We start from the raw sequence: 23,030 nt of genomic DNA on the forward strand, positions 1-23,030 counted from the left end.
GTCGGCGACCCTGCGCGCGAGGTTGAGCCCCTCCCGGTCCCCGCCCTCGAGGACACCGCCGGCACTGTCGAGTGCGTCGGCGACCCGGGCGCCGGGCGTGAGGGTGACCAGCCCACTGCGCCCGACCAGGCCGACCACGGAGACGACGAGTGGGCCTTCCGCGGCGTCCGGGCCGGCTCCCGCGGCTGCCGTGGCCGGCGTCGTCGGCGCGGACGGCGTTGCGGCCGGGCCGTCGCCCACTGACGCCGCGTCCGACGCCGCCAGTGGAAGTTCGGGAACGGGCGGCCCCGCCGGGACCGCGGCGAGGAGCCGGTGTACGGAGAACGCCCCGAGGGCGAGGACCACGACCACCAGCGCGACGCCGGCGAGACGATCGGGTGCCCATCTGACGCGGGCCCACCACGGTGGGTCGGCCCATGCGGCGATGTCCGGTTCCTCGGCGGGGACGCGCTCCGGCCGGGCTCCGTCCGGATCGGGTTCCGCCCACGGCACCCGGGCCGCCTCCGCGGCCGCCGGCTCACGGCTCCGACCGACCGCCTCCGGCGCGAGTGCACCGGCCAGTCGCTGTAAGGCGGCCGCCCGCGCCGGGTCCCGCTCGGGGTCGGCGGGACGGGCCCGGGTCTCGGTTCGCATGGGCGCGACGCTAGACCGGCGCCCGCCCCCATCCGCTCCGGAACGGGATCCTCAGTCCGCGTCCTGTGGAGAGGGGTACGGGATGGGGAATTCGGTGTCCACGAGGTCCGTCACCGACACCCCCACTGTTCCGGGGCCCAGATGCCACGCGAGGACCTCGTCGAATTCGACGATGACGACGCGTTCCGGGAATGGTGTCTGCTTGCGGATCTCCGCGGCCATCTCCCCGGCCCGTTCCGCCGCCTCGTGGTGGTGGATGACGACCAGGACGTCACCCCGGGAGAGGTCGTCTCGAAGCAGCGCGCGGAGGCGTTCATGGGCCTTCGTGGTGGTGCGTGCCTTCGCGGCGAGGTCGACCGAACCCGACCGCAGCACGATCACCGGACGCACCGCCAGTGCGCTGCCGAAGATCGCGGCCAGGGCGCTGATCCGGCCGCCCCGCCGTAGGTGCTCGAGCGACTCGAGGGCCGCGTACGTCGAAGCGCCCCGGCACAGACGCTCGGCGAGGTCGTAGGTCGCCGACAGCCCGAGCCCGTTGTTCGCGGCCCACGCGCACTGGGCGACCGCGGCGCCGAAGGCCATCCCCGCCCCCCGGGAGTCGGAGACGAGAACGCGGCCACCGAAGCGGGTGGCGGCGTCGCTGGCCGACTGCCAGGTCCGCGAGAGTTCTTTGGACAGGTGCACCGAGACGACGCCCGTGCAGTCCGGATCGGCGAGGAGGTCGGCGTAGATGGCCGCGAGTTCGTCAGGGGTCACCGCTGCGGTGGAGACGGCCTTGTCGTCCTCCTCCACGACGTGCAGCGGCACGACCGTGATGTCGAAGGCGTGGACCCACGCGGCCGGCAGGTCCGCGCAGGAATCGGTGACCAGTCGGATCGTCACGGGGCGTCCACCGGCGGTGTGATCCCCGCGTTCCACTGGTCCAGGCGCCACAGCAGGGCCCGTGCCGCGTCAGTGGTGGGCGCGACCTCCGGCTCGGCGTGCGACTCGTCCGGATTCGCGGGGCGCGGGTGGGCGGACAACTGCACCCAACAGGTGTTGCCGAGCCCGTTGAACATCGGGTAGTGCTCCACGGGCAGTTCGAGCAGTGCCCCGGTCAGTGCCGCGATGGCGCCGCCGTGCGCGACGATCACCGCCGGGTGCTCCCCCCACTCCGGAGACGACTCGACGAGCTCGTCGACGACCTCGCGGGTACGGCGCGCCACGTCGATGCGGCTCTCCCCGTCCGGCGGCGACCAGCGTGGACTGCTGCGCCAGCGCAGCCTCGCGTCCGGCCACTGCTCGTCGACCTCGGAGTGGCTCATTCCCTGCCAGGTCCCCAGGTTCGTCTCGCGCAGCCGCGGGTCGGTGTGGACATTCAGTCCCACCTCGGACGCCAGCGCCTTCGCCGTCTCGTGCGCACGCTGGAGATCCGAGGACAGGATCGTCCACGGCCGTCGGGGCGCCAGTGCCCGGCCGACCGCGTGCGCCTGTCGGACCCCGAGCTCACTGAGTTCGGTGTCCAACTGCCCCTGCATCCGCAACGAGGCGTTGTAGTGCGTCTGGCCGTGACGCAGCAGGATGAGACGTCGGGTCACCGAGGAGTTCAGAGCTCCTGATCCCGCTGTGGCTCCTCCGGGGCGAGCGAGTCATCGGCCCCGCCGGCGGCGGCATCCGAGCGCCGGGACGTCTCGACACCCTCGATCTCCACGACCGGGCAGTCCTTCCACAACCGGTCGAGCGAGTAGTAGTCGCGCTCGTCGACGTGCTGCACGTGCACGACGAGCTCGTTGTAGTCAAGCAGGGCCCAACGACCCTCGCGGGTGCCCTCGCGGCGCAGTGGCTTGTGTCCGGCCTCGCGGAGCTTGTCTTCGATCTCCTCCACGACGGAGTTCACCTGACGCTCGGTGTCCGCGGACGCCAGGACGAAGCAGTCGGTGATGACGAGTTGGTCGGAGACGTCGATGACGACGATGTCGGTCGCCAGCTTGTCGTCTGCGGCGCGGGCCGCGACAGCGGCCATCTCCAGGGCCTCGGGGCTTGCGGTCACTGGGGGTTCTCCTCGCGGTGCGAATCGATGGGGACGGGGACCCGGTGTACCGGGGCCGTCGCTACGGGGGTGCCGTCCAGGCGGGTGGAGCCCTCCGGCCGGTACAGGTTGCGTTTGGCGATGTACTGCACGACGCCGTCGGGTACGAGGTACCAGACGGGGGCGCCGTCGGCCGCACGGCGGCGGCATTCGGTGGACGAGATGGCCAGGGCGGGGATCTCGAGCAGGTAGACCCGTCCGTCCTCGATCTCGGTGAGATGGGTGTCTGACAGCTCGAAACCGGGACGGGAGACGCCGACGAACGTGGCGAGCTCGAACATCTCCTCCCAGCCGCGCCAGGTCAGGATCTTCTCCAACGCGTCGGCGCCGGTGATGAAGAACAGTTCGGTCTCCGGGTGCTGGCGGAGGAGATCCTTGAGGGTGTCGACCGTGTACGTCGGCCCACGGCGGTCGATGTCCACGCGGCTGACCGAGAAGCGCGGGTTGGAGGCCGTCGCGATGACGGTCATGAGATAGCGGTCCTCGGCCGGGGAGACCTCCCGGCTACGCTTCTGCCACGGCTCGCCCGTGGGGACGAACACGACGTCGTCGAGATCGAACCGATGAGCCACCTCGCTGGCCGCCACGAGGTGACCGTGGTGGATCGGGTCGAAGGTTCCGCCCATCACTCCGATGCGGCGCCGCGAGCCGTCGGCGGTTCCCGTCGTGGTCATGGTCACCGAGTCTATCGGGCCGGGGTGGCGCGTACTCGTCTGCCGCTCCCCGCCGCCCCGGACGATCACACGGGCAGCAGGCTGGAGACGACCGCCGTGAGCTGCTCGACGTTGCGGCACTCGTGCATGGGCACGTACTGGGAGTACAACTTGGCGGCCGAGTCGCCGGTCCCCCACTGTCGCTGCGGTTCCGGGTTCAGCCAGTGGGTGTGTCCGACCCGCTCGCTGACGAACTCGAGCGCCCCGACCGCGGGATCGCGATAGTTGTTGCGCCCGTCGCCCAGGATGAGCAGCGACCCCGTCCTCGTCAGCGTGTGGGCGTACCGGTCGGCGAACCCCTCGAGGGCATGCCCGTAGTCGGAGTGCCCGTCATAGGTGATGATCTCGGCCTCGCGCACCATCCTGCTCATCGCCGTGCCGAGGTCGGAGCCCGATTCGAAGAACGAGGTCACCTCATCGGTGGTGTCGACGAACGCGAAGACACGCACCCGGGAGAACTGCTCACGGAGCGAGTGCACCAGCTGGAGGGTGAAGTGACTGAAGCCCGCGACCGACCCGGACACGTCGCACAGCACCACCAGCTCGGGGCGGGCCGGACGCGGCTTGCGCAGGACCAGCTCGACCGGGACCCCTCCCGTGGACATCGACCGACGCATGGTCTTGCGCATGTCGATGGCACCGTGCCGGTGGCGACGCCGCCGCGCGGCCAGGCGACTCCCGAGCTGCCGCGCCAGCGGCCCGACGCGGCGACGCAGCGCCTGCAGATCCTGGTCGTTGGCGCGCAGGAAGTCGACCTGCTCGGCCGCCGGGCCGACCGCGTACTGGGCCACCCGGTCCCGCCCCACCGTCTCGGCGGTGCGGCGGCGCGTCTCGTCGGCGACCTCGCGCAGGAACCCGCGCACCAGGTCCGCCGCGGCGTTGGCGGCCGCGGTCTTCTCCGCGTGCCGCTTGGAACCGTCGGGGTCGAAGGGGTCGGCGCCGAGCAGTCCGTCGAGGATCCTCTGCATGATCGAGTTCGTGTCCAACGGGCTCAACGCCTGGTAGGCGGAGTAGCGCGGGCCGTTGACCGAGTCATACGAGCCGAGCTGCTCCACGAGGAGTTCGGCGAGCGCCCGGGCCTTGGCGCGCGACTCGTCGGTGTCCTCGAGAAGCAGCGAGGCGATGAGCTCGTTCAGGGCGTCGGGATCCACCTTGCCGTCGTCATCGGTCGGGATCTCCACCTCGAGCGTCACCGCGTCGCCCGGGGTGTGGCCGCCGACGGCGGCCGGGAACCACAGGTCGAAGAGCTGGTCGAACACCCCGCGGTGCGTGGGCTTGTGGAGGATCGTCGAGGCCAGCGCCTCGCGAAGCGCGGCGCGGTCGAGCAGGTCGACGTGCACCATCGCCGAGGCCGCGTCGACCGCCTCGCTGGGCCCGACGGGGATGCCCTTGCGGCGCAGTGCGTCGACGAAGTCGACGAGGTGGCCGGACAGGCCGCCCGGACTCTTCTGGGTCATCTCCCCCGCCTCCCGATCATCTCCTGCGTTCGCCCGCTAGTTCAGCCGCAGTTCGGCGGCCGCGCGCAGCTGGTCGGACTGGTGCTTGAGGACCACGCCGAGGGTCTGCAGTACGGTCTCGTCGTCGATCGTGTCCAGGCCCAGCGCCACGAGCGTGCGACCCCAGTCGATCGTCTCCGACACGCTCGGCACCTTCTTCAACGCCATGGCGCGCAGCACCCCCACGACGCGCACGAGCTGCTCGGCCAGTCGGTCGTCCAGCTCGGGAACCCGGGACGCGAGGATCTTCCGCTCGAGCTCCGGCGTCGGGAAATCCAGGTGCAGGTAGAGACAGCGACGCTTGAGCGCCTCGGACAGCTCGCGGGCGGCGTTGGAGGTCAGCACGGCGAAGGGCCGGCGGGTCGCCTCGATCGTCCCCAACTCGGGGATGGTCACCGCGAAGTCGCTGAGCACCTCCAGCAGCAGGCCCTCGATCTCGATGTCCGCCTTGTCCACCTCGTCGACCAGCAGCACGGTGGGCTCACTGCGCCGGATCGCGGTGAGCAGCGGCCGCGACAGGAGGAACTCCTCGGAGAACACGTCGTCCCGCGTGGAGTCCCAGCCCTCCCCCTGGCCGGCCTGGATCCGCAGAATCTGCTTGGCGTGGTTCCACTCGTAGAGCGCACGGGCCTCGTCGACGCCCTCGTAGCACTGCAGGCGGATGAGCTCGGCGTCCGTGGCGGCGGCGACGGCCTTGGCCAGCTCCGTCTTGCCGACGCCCGCCGGGCCCTCGATGAGCAGCGGCTTGCCCAGCCGGTCGGCGAGGTAGACGACCGTCGCCGTCGACCGGTCGGCCAGGTAGCCCTGGTCGCCGAGGGCGTCGATGACGTGGTCGATGCTCTCGAACGCCGGTCGCTGTCCGGTGCGGGCTCGGTCCATGGGGCGGGTCCTCTCGGTGGGGTGATCTGGTGCGAACCGCGCGGGTGCGGCCTGCTCGGGCGCGGGTGCCTTACGGCCGCACGTGCCCCTTGCCGTGGGCGATCCACTTGGTGCTGGTGAGTTCCTCGAGTCCCATGGGACCGCGGGCGTGGAGTTTCTGGGTGGAGATGCCGATCTCGGCGCCGAAGCCGAACATCTCGCCGTCGGTCCAGGCGGTGGAGGCGTTGACCATCACCGCGGCGGCGTCGACGCGCGCGGTGAACGCTTCGGCCACGTCGATGCTGCGGGTGGAGATGGCTTCGGTGTGCCCCGAGGACCAGCGCGCGATGTGCTCGATCGCCTCGTCGACGCCGTCGACCACCTTGAGCGCGATGTCCATGCTGAGGTACTCCTCGCCCCAGTCCACGTCATCGGCGGGGACGAGCCCCTCGCGGTCCCCGTGGACGGTGACGCCGGCCGTGCGGAGGGCGCCCACGACGCGGTCCACGGCGGCGTCACCGAGGGCGGCGTCGAGTAGGACGGTCTCGGTGGCGTTGCAGACGCTGCAGCGGCGGGTCTTGCCGTTGAGCAGGAGGCTGATCGCCTCGTCGAGGTCGGCGTCCCCGTGGATGTAGAGGTGGCAGTTGCCGGTGCCGGTCTCGATGGCGGGGACCTTGGCGTTCTCCACCACGGTCTGGATGAGGCCCGCGCCGCCCCGGGGGATCACGACGTCGACGAGGCCGCGCGCCTGGATGAGGTGGGTGACCGACGAGCGATCCTCCGAGGGGAGCAGCTGCGCGGCGTCGACGGGCAGGTCGTGCTCGGCGAGCACCCCGCGCAGGACCTCGACGAGCGCCTCGTTGGAGTTGCGTGCCGAGCGGGAGCCGCGCAGGAGCGCCGCGTTGCCGGACTTGAAGGCCAGACCGAACGCGTCGACGGTGACGTTGGGGCGTCCTTCGTAGATCATCCCGACCACGCCCAGCGGCACGCGGACCTGACGGAGCTGGAGTCCGTTGGGCCGGGTCGACCCGCGGGTGACGGTCCCGATCGGATCCGCCAGACCGGCGACCTGGCGCAGTCCGCCGGCGATGCCCTCGATCCGGTCGGCGGTCAGGCGGAGCCGGTCGAGCATGGCCTCTCCGGTACCGGCCTCGATCTGCTCGGCGATGTCCACCGCGTTGGCCTCGAGGATCGTCGACTCCGCCGCCACGAGGGCGTCGGCGGCGGCGAGCAGCAGCGCGTTCTTGCGGTCGGCGGTCAGCAGCGCCAGCTCGCGCGAGGCGGCGCGGGCACGACGGGCGGCGCCGTGGACGGCGTCGCGCACCGGGTCCGCGGCCGGCCGATCGGCGTCCGTCTGGCCGGCGAGGTCGGGGGCGTCGAGGTGGCTGGTGGTCATGCGGGCCAGCTTACCGATCGGTGGCTCGCGGACGGCGCAGGTGACAGCGTGACCGGACGCTCGCGGGGGGATCCCGAGTCGGCTGGCCAGCCGGGGCCCGGGCACGCAGCGCCCGACCCGGGCAGTCCACCTGCCGACTCTGAGGTGATCACGCCGCCCTCGCCGGAGTCCCGGGTGGGATCCATCGGGGCATACCGGGGCGTGCCGGGTCCGGGACCGTGCGCCACTGGCCGGGACCGTCACCGACCCACCCGTGGTGAACAGGACACACCAGCGCCAAGTTCGACACCGTCGTGGGACCGCCCCGCGACCAGTCCGTCACGTGGTGGCCCTGACACCGTGCCGCCGGCTGCTCGCATCCCGGATGGGTACACCCACCGTGCGCGGCATACAGCACCAGCCGCTGGATCGCCGAGGCCAACCGACGATCCCGGCCCCGGTCCACGTCGATTCGGCGCAGCTCCTCGCGCCCGTCGCGCAGTGCTGACAGAAACCAGGACCGTCGGCCCGCCATCGACACCGCCTGCCCGGCGCTCAGCTGCACCCCGCCGTCCGTGTCGACCAGCCCGCCGGGCCCACCGGCCTCCACCGCGTCGAACTGCTCCGGCGTCAGGCGCACCACGATCGCCGCCACCCCGCGGCTCGCGCCCGGCTCCACCGCCAAGCCCAGAGCCAGCACGTGGCACAGCGCGTCATAGGCCCGCTGGCCCGCGGTACGCGTGTCGTCCTCGGCCAACGCCTCCGGGCCGGCCTGCTCACCAGACTCCGGATCCGTCGGTGCGGCGATGCACCGCCCCGGGCCGCCGAACCGGGCGATCACCGCCGCGAGCAGCGCTTGCAGGCGCGGCTCGGCCGTGATCCCCATGCTCGCCAGCCCATCCGGACCCGGCCGATGCGCCCGCAGCTCCCGCCGCTTCTGCTGCATCTCCTCCAGCCGCTCCAACCGGCCCGGATCCGCCTTGGCCAACTCCCTCGCCGCCGCCGCGGTCAGTGCCCGCACGCTGGCCCCCGCCTGCGCCAACCCCGTCAGATGGCGGGAGAAATCCTCCCGCGCCTCCTCGGGGGTGCCCTCGGGCAGTTCGGCGACCGCCTCACCGATCGCCCGCTCCTGCCCGGCGGTGATCAGGCCCCGTCGATGCGCTTCCATCGCGGGAGTTCCCTCACGACGCCCGGCGTCGATCCGGGCCCGGCACTGCCCCGCCGTCAACCCGAGATCCCTGCCCAGCGACGTCGCCGCCGAAGACACCGACCGGCCCGCACGTTCCGCACGGCCGGCCGCCTCCGCAGCCCCCGCAGCACTGATGGCCTCCAGACGCCGCGACACCTCCTCCAGCCGCCGCAACACCACAGGCAACTCCGACTCGGACACCTCCGGCCAGCACATCGACGCGAGTTGCTCAACACTCGTCGTCGTCGACTCCACCAGGTCCGAGATCATGTCCCCATCCTACCGCCGCGATCACACATGTGTTCGAACAACAGGTCCCGGTTCAATAACCCCATTAGACTATCTACCTGCCGCGATGTGCTGGACGATGCCGGACGGAGCCGAGCACCTCGCCGGGCGGCAGGTCCCACTTGCACCTTTCGATGCAGCCGCCCGAAGTGACCACTTTCGCCTCTCGAGAGCCGGGGGCGCCGCTTCTTACCGTGAACGCACTCGCCGCCACCGCGCGAGCGCCTCACCGAAGGAGCCGGTCATGACCGTCGCCGAAACCCCCACCGACACCGCCACCGCCTCCGCCATCACGCGCCGGCAGCGGCCGCGGCCGCAGGACTTCATCCGCCGCCACCCGTTGCCGGCGTTCTTCGTCCTCGCCAACCTGCTCAGCTGGACCGCGTGGACGCCCTACGTCCTGTCCGAGACCGCGCTCGGCGTCCTGCCCGTCACGCTGAACTCGATCGTCGGCGTCCTCCCGGGCGCGTACCTCGGCCCGATTTTCTCGGCCTTTCTCGTCACCGCCGTCACCGAGGGGCGGGCCGGGGTGCGCAGCTGGATCGGGCGACTACTGCGCTGGCGGGTCCCGGGGCGGTGGTACGCGGTGGCGCTGCTCGGGGTGCCGGGCGGGATGCTGCTCACGGGCTTCGCGTTCTCCGGCGGCGAGATCCACGCGCCGTCGCTCACGGCACTGAGCATGTACGTGCCGCTCCTGCTCTTCCAGTTCGTCACCACGGGGCTCGCGGAGGAGCCGGGCTGGCGTGACTTCGCGCTTCCCCGGTTGCAGGACCGGTTCAGCCCGCTGGCCGCGTCGATGATCCTGGGGCCGATCTGGGCGCTGTGGCACGTCCCGCTCTTCTTCACCGAGTGGGGCGGCTATCCAGACGCGAGCTGGACCCGCGCGACGTCGTTCCTGCTGTTCTGCCTCGGCTTCAACCTGGTCATGACCTGGATCTTCACGAGCGCCGCCGGGAGCAGCCAGGGTCCCGTGGTCGACGCGCGCACCTGCACGGGCCCCTACGCGCGTACGAGTACCGCGACCATGAAGCCGCTGTCGTCGTCGAAGGGCCGCAGATCCCAGGTCGACCACCGCTGCTCGACCCGCAGTCCGGCTCGCTCGGCGTCGAGGTCGAACTCCGCCCGCGTCCAGCCGCGGTCGAGCCCGAATCCCACGACGAGCCTGCCGGGTCGTCCGTCGGTGGACTCCGACGCCGGCGCCAGTCGGGCGGCGAGGTTGGCCAGAACGGCGCCGCGGTCGGCCGGGTCGACAAAGGCGAGGACGTTGCCGGCCGACACGGCCAGGTCGAAGGGGCCGGCGGCCCAGCCGTCGTCGGCGAGGTCAGCGACCTCCCAGGTGGCGTCGGGGCACTGTTCGCGCGCCCGGTCGACGAGGTAGGGGTCGATGTCGACGCCGGTGACGCGGTGGCCGCGGGCGTGGAGGTAGACGCCCATCCGTCCCTGGCCGCAGCCCACGTCGAGGATGCGCGCGCCGCGCGGCGCCATGGCGTCGGCGAGCCGCGCCTCGCCGTCGATGTCGACGCCCTCGGCGACCATGTCGTCCCAGCGCCGCGCGTATCGCCGCGAGTGCTCGGGGTCGGCCTCCACGATCTTCTTCCATGTCTGCGCCATGCGGTCCAGTATGGCCGCCGCGGTGCGGCGCTGCCGAGGGCGGTGACGACGACGAGGACGTGGTCCGCGCGGCCGGCGGGCGGGCCGGGTCAGGAGCCCAGTCGGCGCAGGAGTCGGAAGGTGGTCATGTCAGCGCCCCTGGTCTGGTTCACGAGGGTGGCCGCCGCGACCCCGCCGAGGTGGTCGACGACGGCGATCGACCGGAACCCGCCGGTTCCGCCGTTGTGCCAGAGCACCCCGGATCCGGCCCGGTGCCACCCGAGACCCATCTGCGTCGGCCCGCCCGGCGGGGTCGCCTGGGTGAGCCGGATGGCGTCGGCCAGGGCGGTGCGCGACGGGTCGAGCTGCGCGGCGAGGTAGCGCGTGAGGTCGGCGGCCGTGGAGCGCAGTGCGCCGGCGCCGGGGATGCCGGGCAGGGGCCAGGGGTCGGCCGGGCGCCCGCGGCTGCGGTGACCCACCGCGGAGCGGCACCGTTGCTCCTCGGTGAGCAGGTCGTCGGTGGCCGTGTCGGACAATCCGAGCGGCGCGCAGATCCGGTCGCGGACGAGGGTGCCGAAGTCGGTGCCGGTCGCGGTGGTCAGAGCGATGCCGAGGAGGCCGGCGCCCAGGTTCGAGTACGCCGGCGCGCCCCGCCCCGGGGAGCGGCGGAGCCGGACGCTCCGGAGACCGTCCAGCACGTCCTGCTCGGTGAGGTCGGCGTACGGGTCCGTGCCGTGGCGCAGGTAGGCCAGGTTCTCCCGCAGGCCGAGGCGGGCGGGCGACCGTGGGAGCCCGGAGGTGTGGGTCGCCAGGTGCTGGAGCGTGATCTGCTCTCCGTCGCGGCTCGGGACCTCGACCCCGGCGGGGAGCAGCTCGCGGACCGGGGTGTCGAGCCGCCACCGGCCGCGCACGACGCCGTCCGCGAGCAGCAGCGCGGTGAACGTCTTGGTGATGGAGCCGATCTCGAACAGCGTGTGGGCGTCGGGGGCCTCTCCCCGACCCGTGTCCCCGCGCGCGGCGACGTGAGTGTCCCCGGGCGGCCCGGCGGCGACGACCACCCCGACCCGCCGGCGTGCCAGCCGCCCCGCCGCCTGATCGACCTGTCCCGCTATGCCCCGCCCGTCGCTCGTCACGGCCCCCAGTTAACGCCGGTCGGGGTCGGCGCCGCACCCTCGTGTCGTAGTGGTGGTGCACGATGGGCCCATGACCTCGCCGGCGGACCGTCCCCATCCCGACAGCCCGACCGCAGCGGATCCCGCCTCCCTGCGGGCGCGGGCGGACGAACTGCTGGGGGCCCTGGCGGGGCCGGGCGCCCGGCTGCGCGAGGACCAGTGGACGGCGATCGAGGCGCTGGTGGCCGACCGTCGGCGCGCCCTGGTGGTCCAACGCACCGGCTGGGGCAAGTCCGCGGTGTACTTCATCGCCGCGCGGCTGCTCCGCGAGCTCGGTTCCGGTCCCACGGTGATCGTCTCGCCGCTGTTGGCGCTCATGCGCAACCAGGTCGAGGCGGCGGCCCGGGCCGGGGTGCGGGCGGCGACCATCAACTCGGCCAACATGACCGAGTGGGACGAGGTGCGCGCGTCCGTCCGGGCCGGCGAGGTGGACGTGCTGTTGGTGAGCCCCGAGCGGCTGAACAACCCGGATTTCCGGGACACCGTGCTGCCGGCGCTCGCCGCGGACGCCGGTTTGGTCGTGGTCGACGAGGCCCACTGCGTCTCCGACTGGGGTCACGACTTCCGGCCCGACTACCGCCGGATCCGCACCCTCCTCACCGACCTGCCAGAGGGGGTGCCGGTCCTGGCCACCACCGCCACGGCCAACGACCGCGTGGTGCGCGACGTCGCCCAACAGCTCGGCGTCGGCGTGAGCGGCCTCGCGGTGCCGTCCCCGGCCGCCGACGACTCCGCCGCCTCCGACACCCTCGTCCTCCGCGGCGGCCTGGACCGTGAGTCGCTCCGACTGTCGGTGGTCGCGATCGACGACTCCGAGACGCGCGCGGCCTGGCTGGTGGAGAACCTCGACTCGCTGCCGGGCAGCGGGATCGTCTACTGCCTCACCGTCGCCGCCGCCGAGGACATGGCCGAGCTGCTCACCTCGGCCGGACATCGCGTCAGCGCCTACACGGGGCGTACCGACTCCGGCGAGCGGGAGGAACTCGAGCGCGCCCTCCTGGACAACGAGATCAAGGCGCTGGTCGCCACGTCCGCGCTGGGAATGGGTTTCGACAAGCCCGACCTGGGCTTCGTCGTCCACCTGGGGGCACCGCCCTCCCCAATCTCCTATTACCAGCAGATCGGCCGCGCCGGGCGCGCGGCCGACAGAGCCGAGGTCGTCCTGCTCCCGGGACCGGAGGACCGCGCGATCTGGAACCACTTCGCGTCGTTGGCGTTTCCGCCGGAGGACGTCGTCCGTCGGGTTCTCGACGCACTCGAGCCCGACCGTCCGCAGTCGACGCAGGCGCTGGAGCCGGCCGTGGATCTGGGCCGGACGCGGCTGGAGATGGTGCTCAAGGTGCTCGACGTCGACGGTGCGGTCCAGCGGGTGCGCGGCGGCTGGGTCTCCACCGGGCGGCCGTGGCACTACGATGCCGAGCGCTACGCGGGTCTGGCGGAGGCTCGGCAGGCCGAGCAGCAGGCGATGATCGCCTACGAGCGCACCGACTCGTGCCGCATGGAGTTCCTGCGCGCGCAGCTCGACGACCCCACCCTCGACCCGGCGTCGCCCGGGTGCGGCCGCTGTGACAACTGCACCGGCGAGCGCCGCACCACCGACGTCGATTCCGGCGCGCTGACCCGGGCGCGCGAGGCGCTGGAGCGGCCCGGTGTGGTGCTTCCGCCCCGCCGGCAGTGGCCCACGGGCCTGGCCAAGCTCGACGTACCGCTCAAGGGCAAGATCGCCGACGGTCCCGCCGAGGGACGCGCTCTCGCGCGCCTCACCGACCTCGGCCTGGGGCAGAAGCTTCGGGCGCTGCTCGCCGAGCCCGATCAGGACGCGCCCGAGTGGCTGGCACGGGCGTGCGTACCGGTCCTGCGGGAGTGGGGCTGGTCCGAGCGGCCCACCGGGGTCGTCGCCCTGGTCACCGGGGAGCACCCGCAGCTCGTCGCCAGCCTCGCCGCCGCGCTGGCGCGGATGGGACGTATGGAGCCTCTCGGCGAGCTCACCCGCGACCCGGCGCTGCCGCCGGTGACGGCGCAGAACTCGGCCTACCGCGTGGCCCAGCTGTGGGGCACGTTCTCCGGCCCGGCCACTGCGCCGGACGGTCCGGTCCTGCTGGTCACCGATGTTCTCGGCACGGGTTGGACGGTCACCGAGGCGGCCCGGCACCTGCGCTCCTCCGGCGCCTCCGCGGTTCTGCCCCTGGCCGTCGCCGCCGCGGGTTAGGCGACCGCCGGTGATCGACAGGTGGGCGCCGGCACGGGATCATCGACCCATGGTCACTTTGACGAGACCGTCGCCCACTGCCCGGCCGGGCACCTCCACGACCCGTTCTGATCGGTCATGAGCGTCCTGACGGTGGTCGCCCTGTCGCTGGGCTTCGTGCTGCTCATCGGCGGCGGTGAAGTACTGGTACGGGGCGCCGGCGGTCTGGCCGCCGTCCTCGGGATTTCCCCGCTGGTGGTGGGACTCACCGTCGTCGCGTTCGCCACCTCGGCGCCGGAACTCGCGGTGAGCGTCGATGCCGCGCTGAGCGGATTCCCGGGACTGGCCGTCGGCAACGTCGTGGGCAGCAATATCGCGAACATTCTGCTCATCCTGGGGCTGACCGCGATCGTCGCCCCTCTGGTGGCGACGTCCCGGATCGTGCGAGTCGACATCCCCATCATGGTGCTGTTCTCTCTGGTCGTGCTTCTGGTGGCCCTCGACGGCACGATCAGCTTCCTCGACGGTCTGCTGCTGTTCGCCGGCCTCGTGACCTATACGACCGCGACAATCGTCATCGCGCGCAAACGGGATGGAGACCGCGCCACCGAGGCATTGGACGCCCCGGCCGGTGACAGCGCGGGCGAGACGACGCCTACCGGCGGCGACGCCTCGCACCCGGTCCTCCTCAACAGCGCTCTCGTGATCGCCGGGGTGGCGCTGCTCGTGATCGGGGCACGGCTACTCGTCACCGCGGCCAGTGATCTCGCGTCGGCCTGGGGGATGAGTGACCTGGTCATCGGTCTCACAGTGGTGGCCATCGGCACCTCCCTCCCGGAACTCGCCACGAGCCTCGTGGCGGCGATCCGCGGCGAACGCGACCTCGCCATCGGCAACATCGTCGGAAGCAACATGTTCAACATCGGCGCGGTTCTCGGAATGACCTCGCTCATCACGCCGATCGGGGTCGCCCCAGGGGCCATCCGCTTCGACCTGCCGATCATGCTCGCCGTCTCGATGGCTCTGCTCCCGATCGTCTTCACCGGGATGGCGATCAAGCGGTGGGAGGGATTGCTCTTCGCGGGGTTCTACGCCGCGTACGTCGCCTACGTGGTGCTGCAGGCCGCCGACCACGACGCGTTGGATCCGTTCAGCGCAGCCATGCTCTGGTTCGTCATCCCCGTCACCGCGCTGTGGCTGATCGTATTGGCCACCTACGAACTCGGTGTCCGGCGGGGACGCGGTCAGGCCCGCGGCCGGCCCGTCGCGAGAGACGACGGCGGCCGCGAGGGCGGTTGAGGGGAGGCGGCCCCGCATCGGCCGCCGGACGGCTCAGACCTCCCGCGCCATCGCCCGGCCGGCCTTCATGCCGGAGAAGATGCACCCGCCGAGGAACGTGCCCTCGAGCGAGTTGTAGCCGTGGACGCCGCCACCACCGAATCCCGCGACCTCGCCCGCCGCGTACAGGCCCGGGAACGGCGCGCCGCCGGGAGTGAGGCACTGGGAGTCGAGCGTCGTCTCGATCCCGCCGAGCGTCTTGCGCGTCATGAGGTGCACCTTCACCGCGATCAGCGGCCCACCCGAGCCGGCGGCCGAGCCCTTGCCCGGGCCGGAGTCGGCGAGCAGTCGGTGCGGCTTGGCCAGGCGGGTGAGCTTGTCGGTGAGCACGCGCCGCGAGTTGTGGATCGCCTGCACCTGGGCGTCCTTGGCGAACGGGTTGTCCATCTGCCCGTCCATCGCCAGGACGAACTCCCGCACCTTCTCCACGTCCAGCTCCGGCTCGCCACCCCGCAGCAGCGAGTTCATGCTGGCGACCATCTCCTCGAGCGTGTCCGCCACCACCCAGTCGACGCCCTTCTCGGCGAAGTCTGCGATCGACGGGGGAAGGCCGCTGCCCGCCTTGGACGCGAACTTCCGGATGCTCTTGTCGGTCAGCTCGGGGTTCTGCTCGGAGCCGGAGAGGATGAACTCCTTGCCGGCGATCGCCGAGTCGAGGATGAACCACGAGTAGTCCTGGCCGGCTCGGCGGATCGCCTCGATGGACGCCGTGGTGTGGAAGCCCGGGAACAGCGGCACGGGCATCCGGTCGCCGTTCGCGTCGAGCCACAGGGTGGACGGTCCGGGGATGATGCGGATCGCGTGGGAGGGCCACACGGGCTCGAAGTGGGCCACGCCCTCGGTGTAATGCCACATGCGGTCCCGGTTGATGAGGTTCACGCCGGACCGCGCGGAGATCTCCAGCATCCGCCCGTCCACGTGCTCGGGCACACCCACGATGAGGTCCTTCGGCACGTCGCCGAGCCGGTCGGCGGGCCAGTACTTCCGCACCAGGTCGGGGTTGCCGCCGATCCCGCCGGAGGCCAGCAGCACGGCCTTCGCCCGGAACTCGAACTCCCCGGTCTCCTCCCGGGGGGACGCGACGCCGCGGTCGTAATCGCAGGGCACGAGCGTCGCACCGCGCACGCCCACGGCGCGGCCGTCTTCCACCACGATCTCGTCCACCCGGTGTCGCACCGCGAAGCGGACCAGGCCGGCGCGGGCGGCGTCGCGGACGGGTTCCTCGAAGACGCGGACCACCTCGGGCCCGGTCCCCCACGCCACGTGGAAGCGAGGGACGGAGTTGCCGTGCCCGTTCACGTCGCCGCCACCACGCTCGGCCCAGCCGACGGTGGGGATGATCCGCAGTCCCAGGTCGTGGAGGTACCGACGCTTCTCCCCCGCGGCGAACTCGACGTACGCACGCGCCCACTGCCGCGGCCAGTGGTCCTCGGGGCGGTCGAACCCGGCCGAGCCGAGCCAGTCCCGCCACGCCAGCTCGAGAGAGTCTTTGATGCCGATCCGCCGCTGCTCCGGGGTGTCCACGAGGAACAACCCGCCGAGGGACCAGAACGCCTGCCCGCCGAGGTTCTTCTCGCTCTCCTGGTCCACCACGAGCACCTTCTTGCCCGCGCGCGTCGCCTCGTAGGTCGCCACGAGGCCCGCCAGGCCGTGCCCGACCACGATGATGTCCGCGGCGAACCCCGGCTCGGGCGCGGGCAGCGGTCCGGCGTTGGCGGCGCGCGACGTCGACGGCGGCTGCCACGACGGGTAGACGGGGCGGACGGGCCGGGCCTCGCCTGTGGTGCGTGTGGAACAGGACGCGGAACTGGTCATGGGTCCAGTGTGCCCGGTCACTCCAGGAGGTGGCGGAGGTATCGCCCGGGTTCGTCGAGGTAGCGCCGGTAGTGGTCCACCATCGCCAGATCCTCCCATCTCGCCCGGTGCATCCCCTCGTCGGAGAGCTCGTACACCGCGGCGCCGGGGACGGAGGCGAGGATCGGCGAGTGGGTCGCCATGAGCACCTGCGCGCCGCGCCGGTCGGCCAGCTCGAGCAGCAGCGCCACCAGCCGGAGCTGCGCGTCGAACGACAGGCCCGCCTCCGGCTCGTCCAGGACGAACAGGCCGCCGCCGTCGAACCGGGAGGTGGTGAGGATGTCCCAGAACGCCTCGCCGTGGCTGCGCGTGTGAAAGTACTCCGTGGGCCCCGAGGTCTGATCCGCCTGCGAGGACTGTAGGTAGGTGAACATGCCGTGCATGGTCTCGGCGCGCAGGAAGTAACCCCACCGGGACGCGGCTCCCCCGCGGACCAGGCGCAGGTCCGAGTTCAAGGGTGACTCCGACCGCCACGTCACGTCCCGGCCGTGGACGGACCCGCCCTCGGCGCCGAGACCGAACGCCATGGCGACGGCCTCGACGATCGTCGACTTGCCGGCGCCGTTCTCACCGACCAGCACGGTGAGATCGTCCAACTCGAGCCCGTCGCGCAGGAGCTGCGCGACCGCCGGGATCGAGTACGGCCACGGGGACTCCTCCGCCCCGGGCCCGACCACCGCGGCCGCGACCTCGGGGTCGGCGGTCACGCGGACCACGGGGCGCGGGTCCAGGACACGGTCTCGGCTCACGCGGCCACGGTACCGTTGCCCTCATGCGGATCCACCAGATGAACTGCGGGACGTTCGCGGGTCTGGCTCCCACGCGCGTGCTGCTGCTCGAGGCGCCGGGCGGCCTCGTGCTGGTGGACTCGGGGATCGGGTTGGCGGACATCGCCGACCCGGCCGGTCGCCTCGGCGCCGCGCGCCACGTCCTGCGCCCGGCGCTGCGCGAACGGGAGACGGCGGTCCGCCGCATCGAGGCCCTGGGGCTGGATCCGCGGGACGTGCGGCACATCGTGCTCACCCACCTGGACCTCGACCACATCGGCGGCCTCGCCGACTTCCCCGCCGCGCAGGTGCACGTCTCGGCGCAGGCCCTGACGTGGGCGGTGCGCACGCCGCGCTTCCTGGAGCGTCGGCGTTACCGCCGCCGCCAGTGGGCGCACGGGCCGCGCTTCACCGAGTACTCGTTCGGCACCGACCGGTGGGAGGGCTTCCGGGTGCACCCGCTGGACCATGTCGCCGAGGGGATGCTGCTCGTGGACCTGCCGGGTCACGCCGTCGGGCACGCGGGGGTGTTCGTGCCGGGGCGCGGCGGGAACCCGTCCGCGCCCGGAGACGGCGGTGTCGACGGCGACGACAAGGACGTCCTCCACGCCGGTGATGCCTTCTACCACCGGGGCCAGGTCGGCTCCGCGGGCCGGGTGCCCGCGTGGGTCCCGGTCATGGAGCGCGTCATGTCCCTGGAGCCGGCCGCGGTCGCGGTGACGCACGCCCGACTCGCCGGGGTGGCCGCTCGTCGCGCCGACACCCTGGACGTGGTGTGCGCGCACGACCCCTCGGGACCCGGGGGCCTGTAGATGGTCCGCATCCGCGACACCGCCTGGACACCGGCCGAGCGCACCCGGCCGGACGCCGACCTGCCCGAGCGCGCCGACGCCCTGGCGGACCTGATGCGCGGCCGCCGCGCTGTCGTCCTCACCGGCGCGGGCATCTCCACGCCCTCGGGCATCCCCGACTACCGCGGGCCCGACTCACCGGGTCGCACCCCGATGACCTACCAGCAGTTCGTCGGTGACCCCGCGTTCCGCCGTCACTACTGGGCCCGCAACCACCTGGGCTGGCGGCACATGGAGGCCGCCCGCCCCAATGCCGCGCACCTGCTGCTCGCCGAGTGGGAACGGCGCGGCACCGTCACGGGCGTCATCACGCAGAACGTGGACCTGCTCCACCTCAAGGCCGGCAGCCGGCGGCTGGTCGACCTGCACGGCACCTACGCGGTGGTCACGTGCCTCGACTGCGGGCTCCGCCAGAGCCGGTGGGCCCTGCACGAGCAGCTGGACCGGCTCAACCCCGGCTTCGCCGAACGCGTCGCGACCCGCGGGGCGATCGAGGTCGCGCCGGACGCCGACGCCGTCCTCACCGACACCGCCGACTTCCGGATGGTGGACTGCCCGCGCTGCTCCGGGGTGCTCAAGCCCGACATCGTCTACTTCGGCGAGAACGTCCCCGCGCACCGCGTGCAGGAGGCCAACGCCCTGGTGGACGGGTCCGACCTCGTCGTCGTCGTCGGCTCGTCACTCACGGTGCGCTCCGGCTACCGGTTCGTGCGGCGCGCGGTGACCACCGGTACGCCCGTCGCGGTGGTCAACCGCGGCCGCACCCGCGCGCACGATGAGGCCACCCTCACGATCGACGGCGACTGCGTCGAGGTCCTCACCCGCGTCGACCGGGCGCTGGGCGCGTAGACCGCGGGCGACGGCCAGCACCGCCCGCCCGGACCCCGGGGTGCGGTCGCTGTGCGGGCCGCCACAGGCGCACACTGGAACCATGAGCACAGATCTGAGCCCCGCCGCCGCGCTGGACCGACTCCTCACCGGCAACCGTCGCTACGTCGACGGCGCCAACCTCCACGCACACCAGGATCCCGCCCGCCGCGCCGAGCTCACAGGCGAGCAGCACCCGTTCGGCATGGTCTTCGGCTGCGCCGACTCGCGCGTGCCCGCCGAGGTCGTGTTCGACCAGGGCCTGGGTGACCTGTTCGTCATCCGCAACGCCGGCCACATCGTCGACCCCTCCGTCCTGGGCTCGATCGAGTTCGGCGTCGACGTGCTCGGCATCCCGCTGACCCTCGTGCTGGGGCACACCTCGTGCGGCGCGGTCGGCGCCACCATCAACGCCATCGACTCCCACTCCACCCCGTCCGGCTACCTGCGCGACGTGGTCGAGCGCATCGCCCCGGCCGTGTTCGAGGCGCGGCGCGACCCGGACGCCGGGTACGACGACGTGGTGATCGAGAACGTCCGGCAGACGGTCACCGCGATCCGCGAGAAGTCCGCGGCCGTCGACCGCGCGATCACCGAGGGCCGCACGGCGATCGTCGGCGCGATCTACAACCTCGAGGCGGGGACCGTCACACCGGTCCACACCGAGGGCAGGGTCAACGGGGGCTGATCCCTCCGCGTCGCGCGCGGACCGGCGGCCCGGCTCGCGGCGGCTCGGCAGCCCGGCGCGGTGGGGTCCGCGCTCAGACGGCGACGAGATCGTCCGCGTGCACCAGCGGCCGCCCCTGGCCGGCGGCGCCCGTCCCGGACTGCCGCTCGGCGAGCCGGGATCGGACCTCGATCGAGTCGTACTGCGCGATGCCCCGGGCCACGACCCGCCCGTCGGAGTCGTGGAGCTCGATGACGTCGCCGAAGTGGAACAGCCCGTCAACGCCCGTGACCCCGGCGAGCAGCAGCGACCGACGCGAGCCCGTCACCGCGCGCACGGCGCCGTCGTCGAGCAGCACCGCGCCCCGCGCATCGGCGGCGTGGCGGACCCAGAAACGGCGGGCGGTCATCCGCTCGGGGCGGGCCGCGAAGACCGTCCCCACGGTCGGCTCGGCGGCGAGCGCCTCGGCCGCCCGCTCCGCGGAGGTGAGCAGGACCGGGATCCCCGCGTCGGCGGCCAGGCGGGCGGCCGCGAGCTTGGAGGCCATGCCGCCGGTCCCGAGCGCTCCCCCGGCGCCGGCCACCACGCCGTCGAGATCGCCCTCGCCGCCGACCATCGTCACCGCGGTCGCATCGCCCTTGCGGGGGTCGGAGTCGTAGAGGGCGTCGACGTCCGAGAGCAGGATGAGCGCGTCGGCGCTGATGAGGTGGGCGACCAGGGCCGCCAGCCGGTCGTTGTCGCCGAAGCGGATCTCGTTGGTCGCGACGGTGTCGTTCTCGTTGATCACCGGCACCGCCCGCAGGGTCCGCAGGCGGTCGAGGGTGCGCTGCGCGTTGGCCGCGCTGTCCCGGCGACCGATGTCGGCGGCGGTGAGCAGCACCTGCCCCACCACCCGGTCGTAGCGCGCGAACGAGTCGCCCCACGCGCGCGCCAGTTCGAGCTGCCCGACGCTCGCGGCGGCCTGCTTGGCGGACAGCGTCGCGGGCCGGGTGGTCATACCCAACGGGGCCATCCCGGCGCCGATCGCGCCCGAGGACACCACGAACACGTCCGATCCGCCGGTCATGCGCGTCTGGCAGACGTCCGCCAGAGTGTCGAGCTCGGCGCGCCGGATCCCGCCGTGGAAGCTGGTGATCGCGGACGAGCCGATCTTGACCACCACGCGGCGGGCCGTGCCGATGCGACGGCGCAGCTCGCGCTCGGTGGTCACTCCAGGATCTCCTCGTCCGGGTCGATGAGGCCGCGGCGCACGCGCTTGCGGTACTTGCGCTCGGCGGCGCCCACGCGCTCGTCGGACTCGAGTCGGATGTCCGTGCCGCGGCCGGTGCGCATGAGGTCGACGCCGGCCGGGGTCTGCGGCTCCCACTCGAACGAGACGTCGCCGATCGTGACCGTGCAGCCCTCCTCGGCGCCGGCCTTGATGAGCGCGTCCTCCACGCCGATCCGGGCGAGGCGGTCGGCGAGGAAGCCCACGGCCTCGTCGTTCTCGAAGTCGGTCTGACGGATCCACCGCTCGGGCTTGGTGCCGGTGACGACGAAGTCGCCGGGAGAGGCGGGGTCGGGGCGGACGTCGAACTCGCCCGCGTCCACGGCCTTGGGCCGGATGACGATCCGCTCGGGCGCGGCGGACGGGTTGGCCTTCCGGTGCGCCTTCACCAGCTCGTAGAGCCCGAAGCGCAACTCGTCGAGCCCCTTGTGGGCGACCGCGGAGATCGCGTACACGGGCCACCCCCGGGCCTCGAACTGCTCGCGGACCATCTCGGCCATGTCGGCGGCGTCGGGCACGTCGATCTTGTTGAGCACCACCACGCGGGGCCGGTCGGACAGGTCGCCGATCCCGGCGTCGGACAGCTCCGACCGGTACGCGGCGAGCTCCGCCTCGAGGGCGTCGACGTCGGAGACCGGGTCGCGGTCGGACTCGAGGTTCGCGCAGTCGACGACGTGGGCCAGGACGGCGGTGCGTTCGATGTGGCGCAGGAAGTCCAGGCCGAGACCGCGGCCCTCGCTGGCACCGGGGATGAGGCCAGGAACGTCGGCGATCGTGAAGGTGTCGTCGCCGACAGACACCACGCCGAGGTTGGGCACCAGCGTCGTGAACGGGTAGTCGGCGATCTTGGGCTTGGCCGCGGAGAGCACCGAGACGAGCGAGGACTTGCCGGCGGACGGGAAGCCCACGAGCCCGACGTCGGCCATCGACTTGAGCTCGAGCGTGACGTCTCGGACCTCGCCGGGCTCGCCCAGCAGGGCGAAGCCGGGCGCCTTACGCGCACGGGACGCCAGGGCCGCGTTGCCGAGACCGCCCTTTCCGCCCTCGGCTGCGACGAACCGGGTGCCGGCGCCGACGAGGTCCGCGAGGACCTCACCGTTCTCGTCCAGCACGACCGTGCCGGGCGGGACCGGGAGCACGAGGTCGGCGCCCTGGGCGCCGTTGCGGTGGGAACCCATGCCGGGCTGGCCCTTGCCGGCGCGGGCGTGGGGCCGGAAGTGGAAGTCGAGCAGGGTGTGGACCTGCGGATCCACGACGAGCACGACGTCACCGCCGTCGCCGCCGTTGCCGCCGTCGGGGCCGCCGAGCGGTTTGAACTTCTCGCGGTGCACGGACGTGCAGCCGCGGCCGCCGTCCCCCGCCGCGAGGTGGAGGACGACGCGGTCGACGAATCTCGACATGGTGGGGACTCCTCCTGGTGACGGACGACGGTGGATCGGGTGGTGCTGCCGCAAATACTCTCGGGGGCCGGGTGTGGGGTCGATCAGACCCCGCCCGGCCCCCGAGGGCGATTCACGTGTGGTTCGGTCGGCTGGGAGGCTCAGGCCTCGGCGCCGGCCGGCACGATGTTCACGGTCTTGCGGCCGCGCTTGGTGCCGAACTCCACCGCACCGGCGGAGAGGGCGAACAGGGTGTCGTCGCCGCCGCGGCCGACGTTCACGCCCGGGTGGAACTTGGTGCCGCGCTGGCGCACCAGGATCTCGCCGGCGTTGACCTCCTGGCCACCGAAGCGCTTGACGCCGAGACGCTGCGCGTTGGAGTCACGACCGTTACGGGTGCTGGACGCGCCCTTCTTGCTTGCCATGTCCGAGTCCCTCCTTCAGGGAGCACGCCCGAGGGCGCTGAGCTG

At 72.5% G+C, this 23,030-nt stretch carries 22 protein-coding genes and 1 pseudogene; 6 read left to right on the forward strand and 17 right to left on the reverse strand.

The genetic code is table 11. The annotated features are described in order from the left end of the window. The 10 genes from KHA85_RS00770 to KHA85_RS00815 all read right to left on the reverse strand — a co-directional run. A partial coding sequence (locus KHA85_RS00770; protein WP_213184454.1) for an SLBB domain-containing protein occupies positions 1–633 on the reverse strand: 633 nt, incomplete at its 3' end. A 51-nt stretch (positions 634–684) separates the two neighbouring features. Beyond that, positions 685–1,515: a DegV family protein gene (locus KHA85_RS00775; RefSeq protein WP_213184455.1), complete on the reverse strand. Its 831-nt coding sequence runs from the start codon at positions 1,513–1,515 to the stop codon at positions 685–687. Further along, entirely contained in the window at positions 1,512–2,210 is a 699-nt protein-coding gene (locus tag KHA85_RS00780; protein ID WP_213184456.1) for a histidine phosphatase family protein, read from the reverse strand. The genes KHA85_RS00775 and KHA85_RS00780 overlap by 4 nt, the downstream gene beginning before the upstream one ends. 8 nt (positions 2,211–2,218) lie before the next feature. After that, complete coding sequence (gene rsfS, locus KHA85_RS00785; protein WP_007626928.1) at positions 2,219–2,662, reverse strand: ribosome silencing factor; 444 nt, start codon at positions 2,660–2,662, stop codon at positions 2,219–2,221. After that, positions 2,659–3,375, reverse strand: coding sequence for a nicotinate-nucleotide adenylyltransferase (gene nadD / locus KHA85_RS00790; RefSeq protein WP_213184457.1), 717 nt, complete (start codon positions 3,373–3,375; stop codon positions 2,659–2,661). The genes rsfS and nadD overlap by 4 nt, the downstream gene beginning before the upstream one ends. Positions 3,376–3,440: 65 nt before the next feature. Then, positions 3,441–4,871 (reverse strand): vWA domain-containing protein, encoded by a 1,431-nt coding sequence (locus KHA85_RS00795; RefSeq protein ID WP_213184458.1) that lies wholly within the window; start codon positions 4,869–4,871, stop codon positions 3,441–3,443. A gap of 36 nt (positions 4,872–4,907) precedes the next feature. Continuing rightward, the gene (locus KHA85_RS00800; RefSeq protein WP_213184459.1) at positions 4,908–5,789 is read right to left on the reverse strand and encodes an AAA family ATPase; all 882 of its coding nucleotides are present in this window, start codon (positions 5,787–5,789) and stop codon (positions 4,908–4,910) included. A gap of 70 nt (positions 5,790–5,859) precedes the next feature. Next, a complete protein-coding gene (locus KHA85_RS00805; protein ID WP_236884966.1) occupies positions 5,860–7,164 on the reverse strand; it encodes a glutamate-5-semialdehyde dehydrogenase in 1,305 nt (434 codons plus the stop codon). A 148-nt stretch (positions 7,165–7,312) separates the two neighbouring features. After that, positions 7,313–8,602 carry an HNH endonuclease signature motif containing protein gene (locus tag KHA85_RS00810; RefSeq protein WP_213184460.1) on the reverse strand — a complete coding sequence of 430 codons (1,290 nt, stop codon included), beginning with the start codon at positions 8,600–8,602 and terminating at the stop codon, positions 7,313–7,315. A gap of 411 nt (positions 8,603–9,013) precedes the next feature. After that, positions 9,014–9,289, reverse strand: a complete 276-nt coding sequence (locus KHA85_RS00815; RefSeq protein ID WP_213184518.1) for a hypothetical protein — start codon at positions 9,287–9,289, stop codon at positions 9,014–9,016. A 10-nt stretch (positions 9,290–9,299) separates the two neighbouring features. Between KHA85_RS00815 and KHA85_RS18600 the strand changes: the two are divergent. Next, positions 9,300–9,554 (forward strand): annotated as a pseudogene (locus KHA85_RS18600) (CPBP family glutamic-type intramembrane protease); the annotation flags it as partial. A gap of 65 nt (positions 9,555–9,619) precedes the next feature. On the opposite strand, the gene KHA85_RS00820 reads toward KHA85_RS18600, so the two are convergent. Both KHA85_RS00820 and KHA85_RS00825 read right to left on the reverse strand, forming a co-directional pair. Then, entirely contained in the window at positions 9,620–10,231 is a 612-nt protein-coding gene (locus KHA85_RS00820) for a class I SAM-dependent DNA methyltransferase (RefSeq protein ID WP_213184461.1), read from the reverse strand. A gap of 89 nt (positions 10,232–10,320) precedes the next feature. Then, a complete protein-coding gene (locus KHA85_RS00825; RefSeq protein WP_213184462.1) occupies positions 10,321–11,343 on the reverse strand; it encodes a serine hydrolase domain-containing protein in 1,023 nt (340 codons plus the stop codon). Between the two features lie 70 nt (positions 11,344–11,413). On the opposite strand from KHA85_RS00825, the gene KHA85_RS00830 reads away from it, so the two are divergent. Continuing rightward, a complete protein-coding gene (locus KHA85_RS00830; RefSeq protein WP_213184463.1) occupies positions 11,414–13,591 on the forward strand; it encodes a RecQ family ATP-dependent DNA helicase in 2,178 nt (725 codons plus the stop codon). Positions 13,592–13,708: 117 nt separating this feature from the next. After that, positions 13,709–14,869, forward strand: a complete 1,161-nt coding sequence (locus KHA85_RS00835) for a calcium/sodium antiporter (RefSeq protein ID WP_213184464.1) — start codon at positions 13,709–13,711, stop codon at positions 14,867–14,869. Between the two features lie 33 nt (positions 14,870–14,902). Here the strand turns inward: KHA85_RS00835 and KHA85_RS00840 are convergent, their stop codons facing one another. Both KHA85_RS00840 and KHA85_RS00845 read right to left on the reverse strand, forming a co-directional pair. Then, complete coding sequence (locus KHA85_RS00840) at positions 14,903–16,723, reverse strand: FAD-binding dehydrogenase (RefSeq protein ID WP_213184465.1); 1,821 nt, start codon at positions 16,721–16,723, stop codon at positions 14,903–14,905. 17 nt (positions 16,724–16,740) lie between these two features. After that, positions 16,741–17,511, reverse strand: a complete 771-nt coding sequence (locus tag KHA85_RS00845) for an AAA family ATPase (protein ID WP_308936810.1) — start codon at positions 17,509–17,511, stop codon at positions 16,741–16,743. Positions 17,512–17,534: 23 nt separating this feature from the next. Between KHA85_RS00845 and KHA85_RS00850 the strand changes: the two genes are divergently transcribed. The 3 genes from KHA85_RS00850 (at position 17,535) to KHA85_RS00860 (ending at position 19,935) form a co-directional block, all read left to right on the forward strand. Then, positions 17,535–18,341 (forward strand): MBL fold metallo-hydrolase, encoded by an 807-nt coding sequence (locus KHA85_RS00850; protein ID WP_213184466.1) that lies wholly within the window; start codon positions 17,535–17,537, stop codon positions 18,339–18,341. Further along, positions 18,342–19,229, forward strand: a complete 888-nt coding sequence (locus KHA85_RS00855) for a Sir2 family NAD-dependent protein deacetylase (RefSeq protein ID WP_063974036.1) — start codon at positions 18,342–18,344, stop codon at positions 19,227–19,229. Between the two features lie 82 nt (positions 19,230–19,311). After that, positions 19,312–19,935, forward strand: coding sequence for a carbonic anhydrase (locus tag KHA85_RS00860; RefSeq protein WP_213184467.1), 624 nt, complete (start codon positions 19,312–19,314; stop codon positions 19,933–19,935). A 73-nt stretch (positions 19,936–20,008) separates the two neighbouring features. Here KHA85_RS00860 and proB read toward each other — a convergent pair whose 3' ends face one another. The 3 genes from proB to rpmA all read right to left on the reverse strand — a co-directional run bounded on the left by proB (position 20,009) and on the right by rpmA (position 22,985). Beyond that, positions 20,009–21,124 (reverse strand): glutamate 5-kinase, encoded by a 1,116-nt coding sequence (gene proB, locus KHA85_RS00865; protein ID WP_109148409.1) that lies wholly within the window; start codon positions 21,122–21,124, stop codon positions 20,009–20,011. After that, complete coding sequence (gene obgE, locus KHA85_RS00870; protein WP_213184468.1) at positions 21,121–22,581, reverse strand: GTPase ObgE; 1,461 nt, start codon at positions 22,579–22,581, stop codon at positions 21,121–21,123. The genes proB and obgE overlap by 4 nt, the downstream gene beginning before the upstream one ends. A gap of 140 nt (positions 22,582–22,721) precedes the next feature. Continuing rightward, on the reverse strand, positions 22,722–22,985 hold the full coding sequence (gene rpmA / locus KHA85_RS00875; RefSeq protein ID WP_007626965.1) for a 50S ribosomal protein L27: 264 nt from the start codon (positions 22,983–22,985) through the stop codon (positions 22,722–22,724). Positions 22,986–23,030: the final 45 nt, after the last annotated feature.

Source organism: Dietzia massiliensis (assembly GCF_018390595.1).
In the GTDB taxonomy this organism is placed as follows: domain Bacteria; phylum Actinomycetota; class Actinomycetes; order Mycobacteriales; family Mycobacteriaceae; genus Dietzia; species Dietzia massiliensis.

Coding starts and splice junctions, on each gene's coding strand:
- KHA85_RS00835 (WP_213184464.1), top strand. CDS start 13,709: ATGAGCGTCCTGACGGTGGTCGCCCTGTCGCTGGGCTTCGTGCTGCTC.
- KHA85_RS00860 (WP_213184467.1), top strand. CDS start 19,312: ATGAGCACAGATCTGAGCCCCGCCGCCGCGCTGGACCGACTCCTCACC.
- KHA85_RS00795 (WP_213184458.1), bottom strand. CDS start 4,871: ATGACCCAGAAGAGTCCGGGCGGCCTGTCCGGCCACCTCGTCGACTTC.
- nadD (WP_213184457.1), bottom strand. CDS start 3,375: ATGACCACGACGGGAACCGCCGACGGCTCGCGGCGCCGCATCGGAGTG.
- KHA85_RS00850 (WP_213184466.1), top strand. CDS start 17,535: ATGCGGATCCACCAGATGAACTGCGGGACGTTCGCGGGTCTGGCTCCC.
- KHA85_RS00840 (WP_213184465.1), bottom strand. CDS start 16,723: ATGACCAGTTCCGCGTCCTGTTCCACACGCACCACAGGCGAGGCCCGG.
- rpmA (WP_007626965.1), bottom strand. CDS start 22,985: ATGGCAAGCAAGAAGGGCGCGTCCAGCACCCGTAACGGTCGTGACTCC.
- KHA85_RS00810 (WP_213184460.1), bottom strand. CDS start 8,602: ATGATCTCGGACCTGGTGGAGTCGACGACGACGAGTGTTGAGCAACTC.
- obgE (WP_213184468.1), bottom strand. CDS start 22,581: ATGTCGAGATTCGTCGACCGCGTCGTCCTCCACCTCGCGGCGGGGGAC.
- KHA85_RS00805 (WP_236884966.1), bottom strand. CDS start 7,164: ATGACCACCAGCCACCTCGACGCCCCCGACCTCGCCGGCCAGACGGAC.
- KHA85_RS00800 (WP_213184459.1), bottom strand. CDS start 5,789: ATGGACCGAGCCCGCACCGGACAGCGACCGGCGTTCGAGAGCATCGAC.
- KHA85_RS00855 (WP_063974036.1), top strand. CDS start 18,342: ATGGTCCGCATCCGCGACACCGCCTGGACACCGGCCGAGCGCACCCGG.
- KHA85_RS00820 (WP_213184461.1), bottom strand. CDS start 10,231: ATGGCGCAGACATGGAAGAAGATCGTGGAGGCCGACCCCGAGCACTCG.
- KHA85_RS00830 (WP_213184463.1), top strand. CDS start 11,414: ATGACCTCGCCGGCGGACCGTCCCCATCCCGACAGCCCGACCGCAGCG.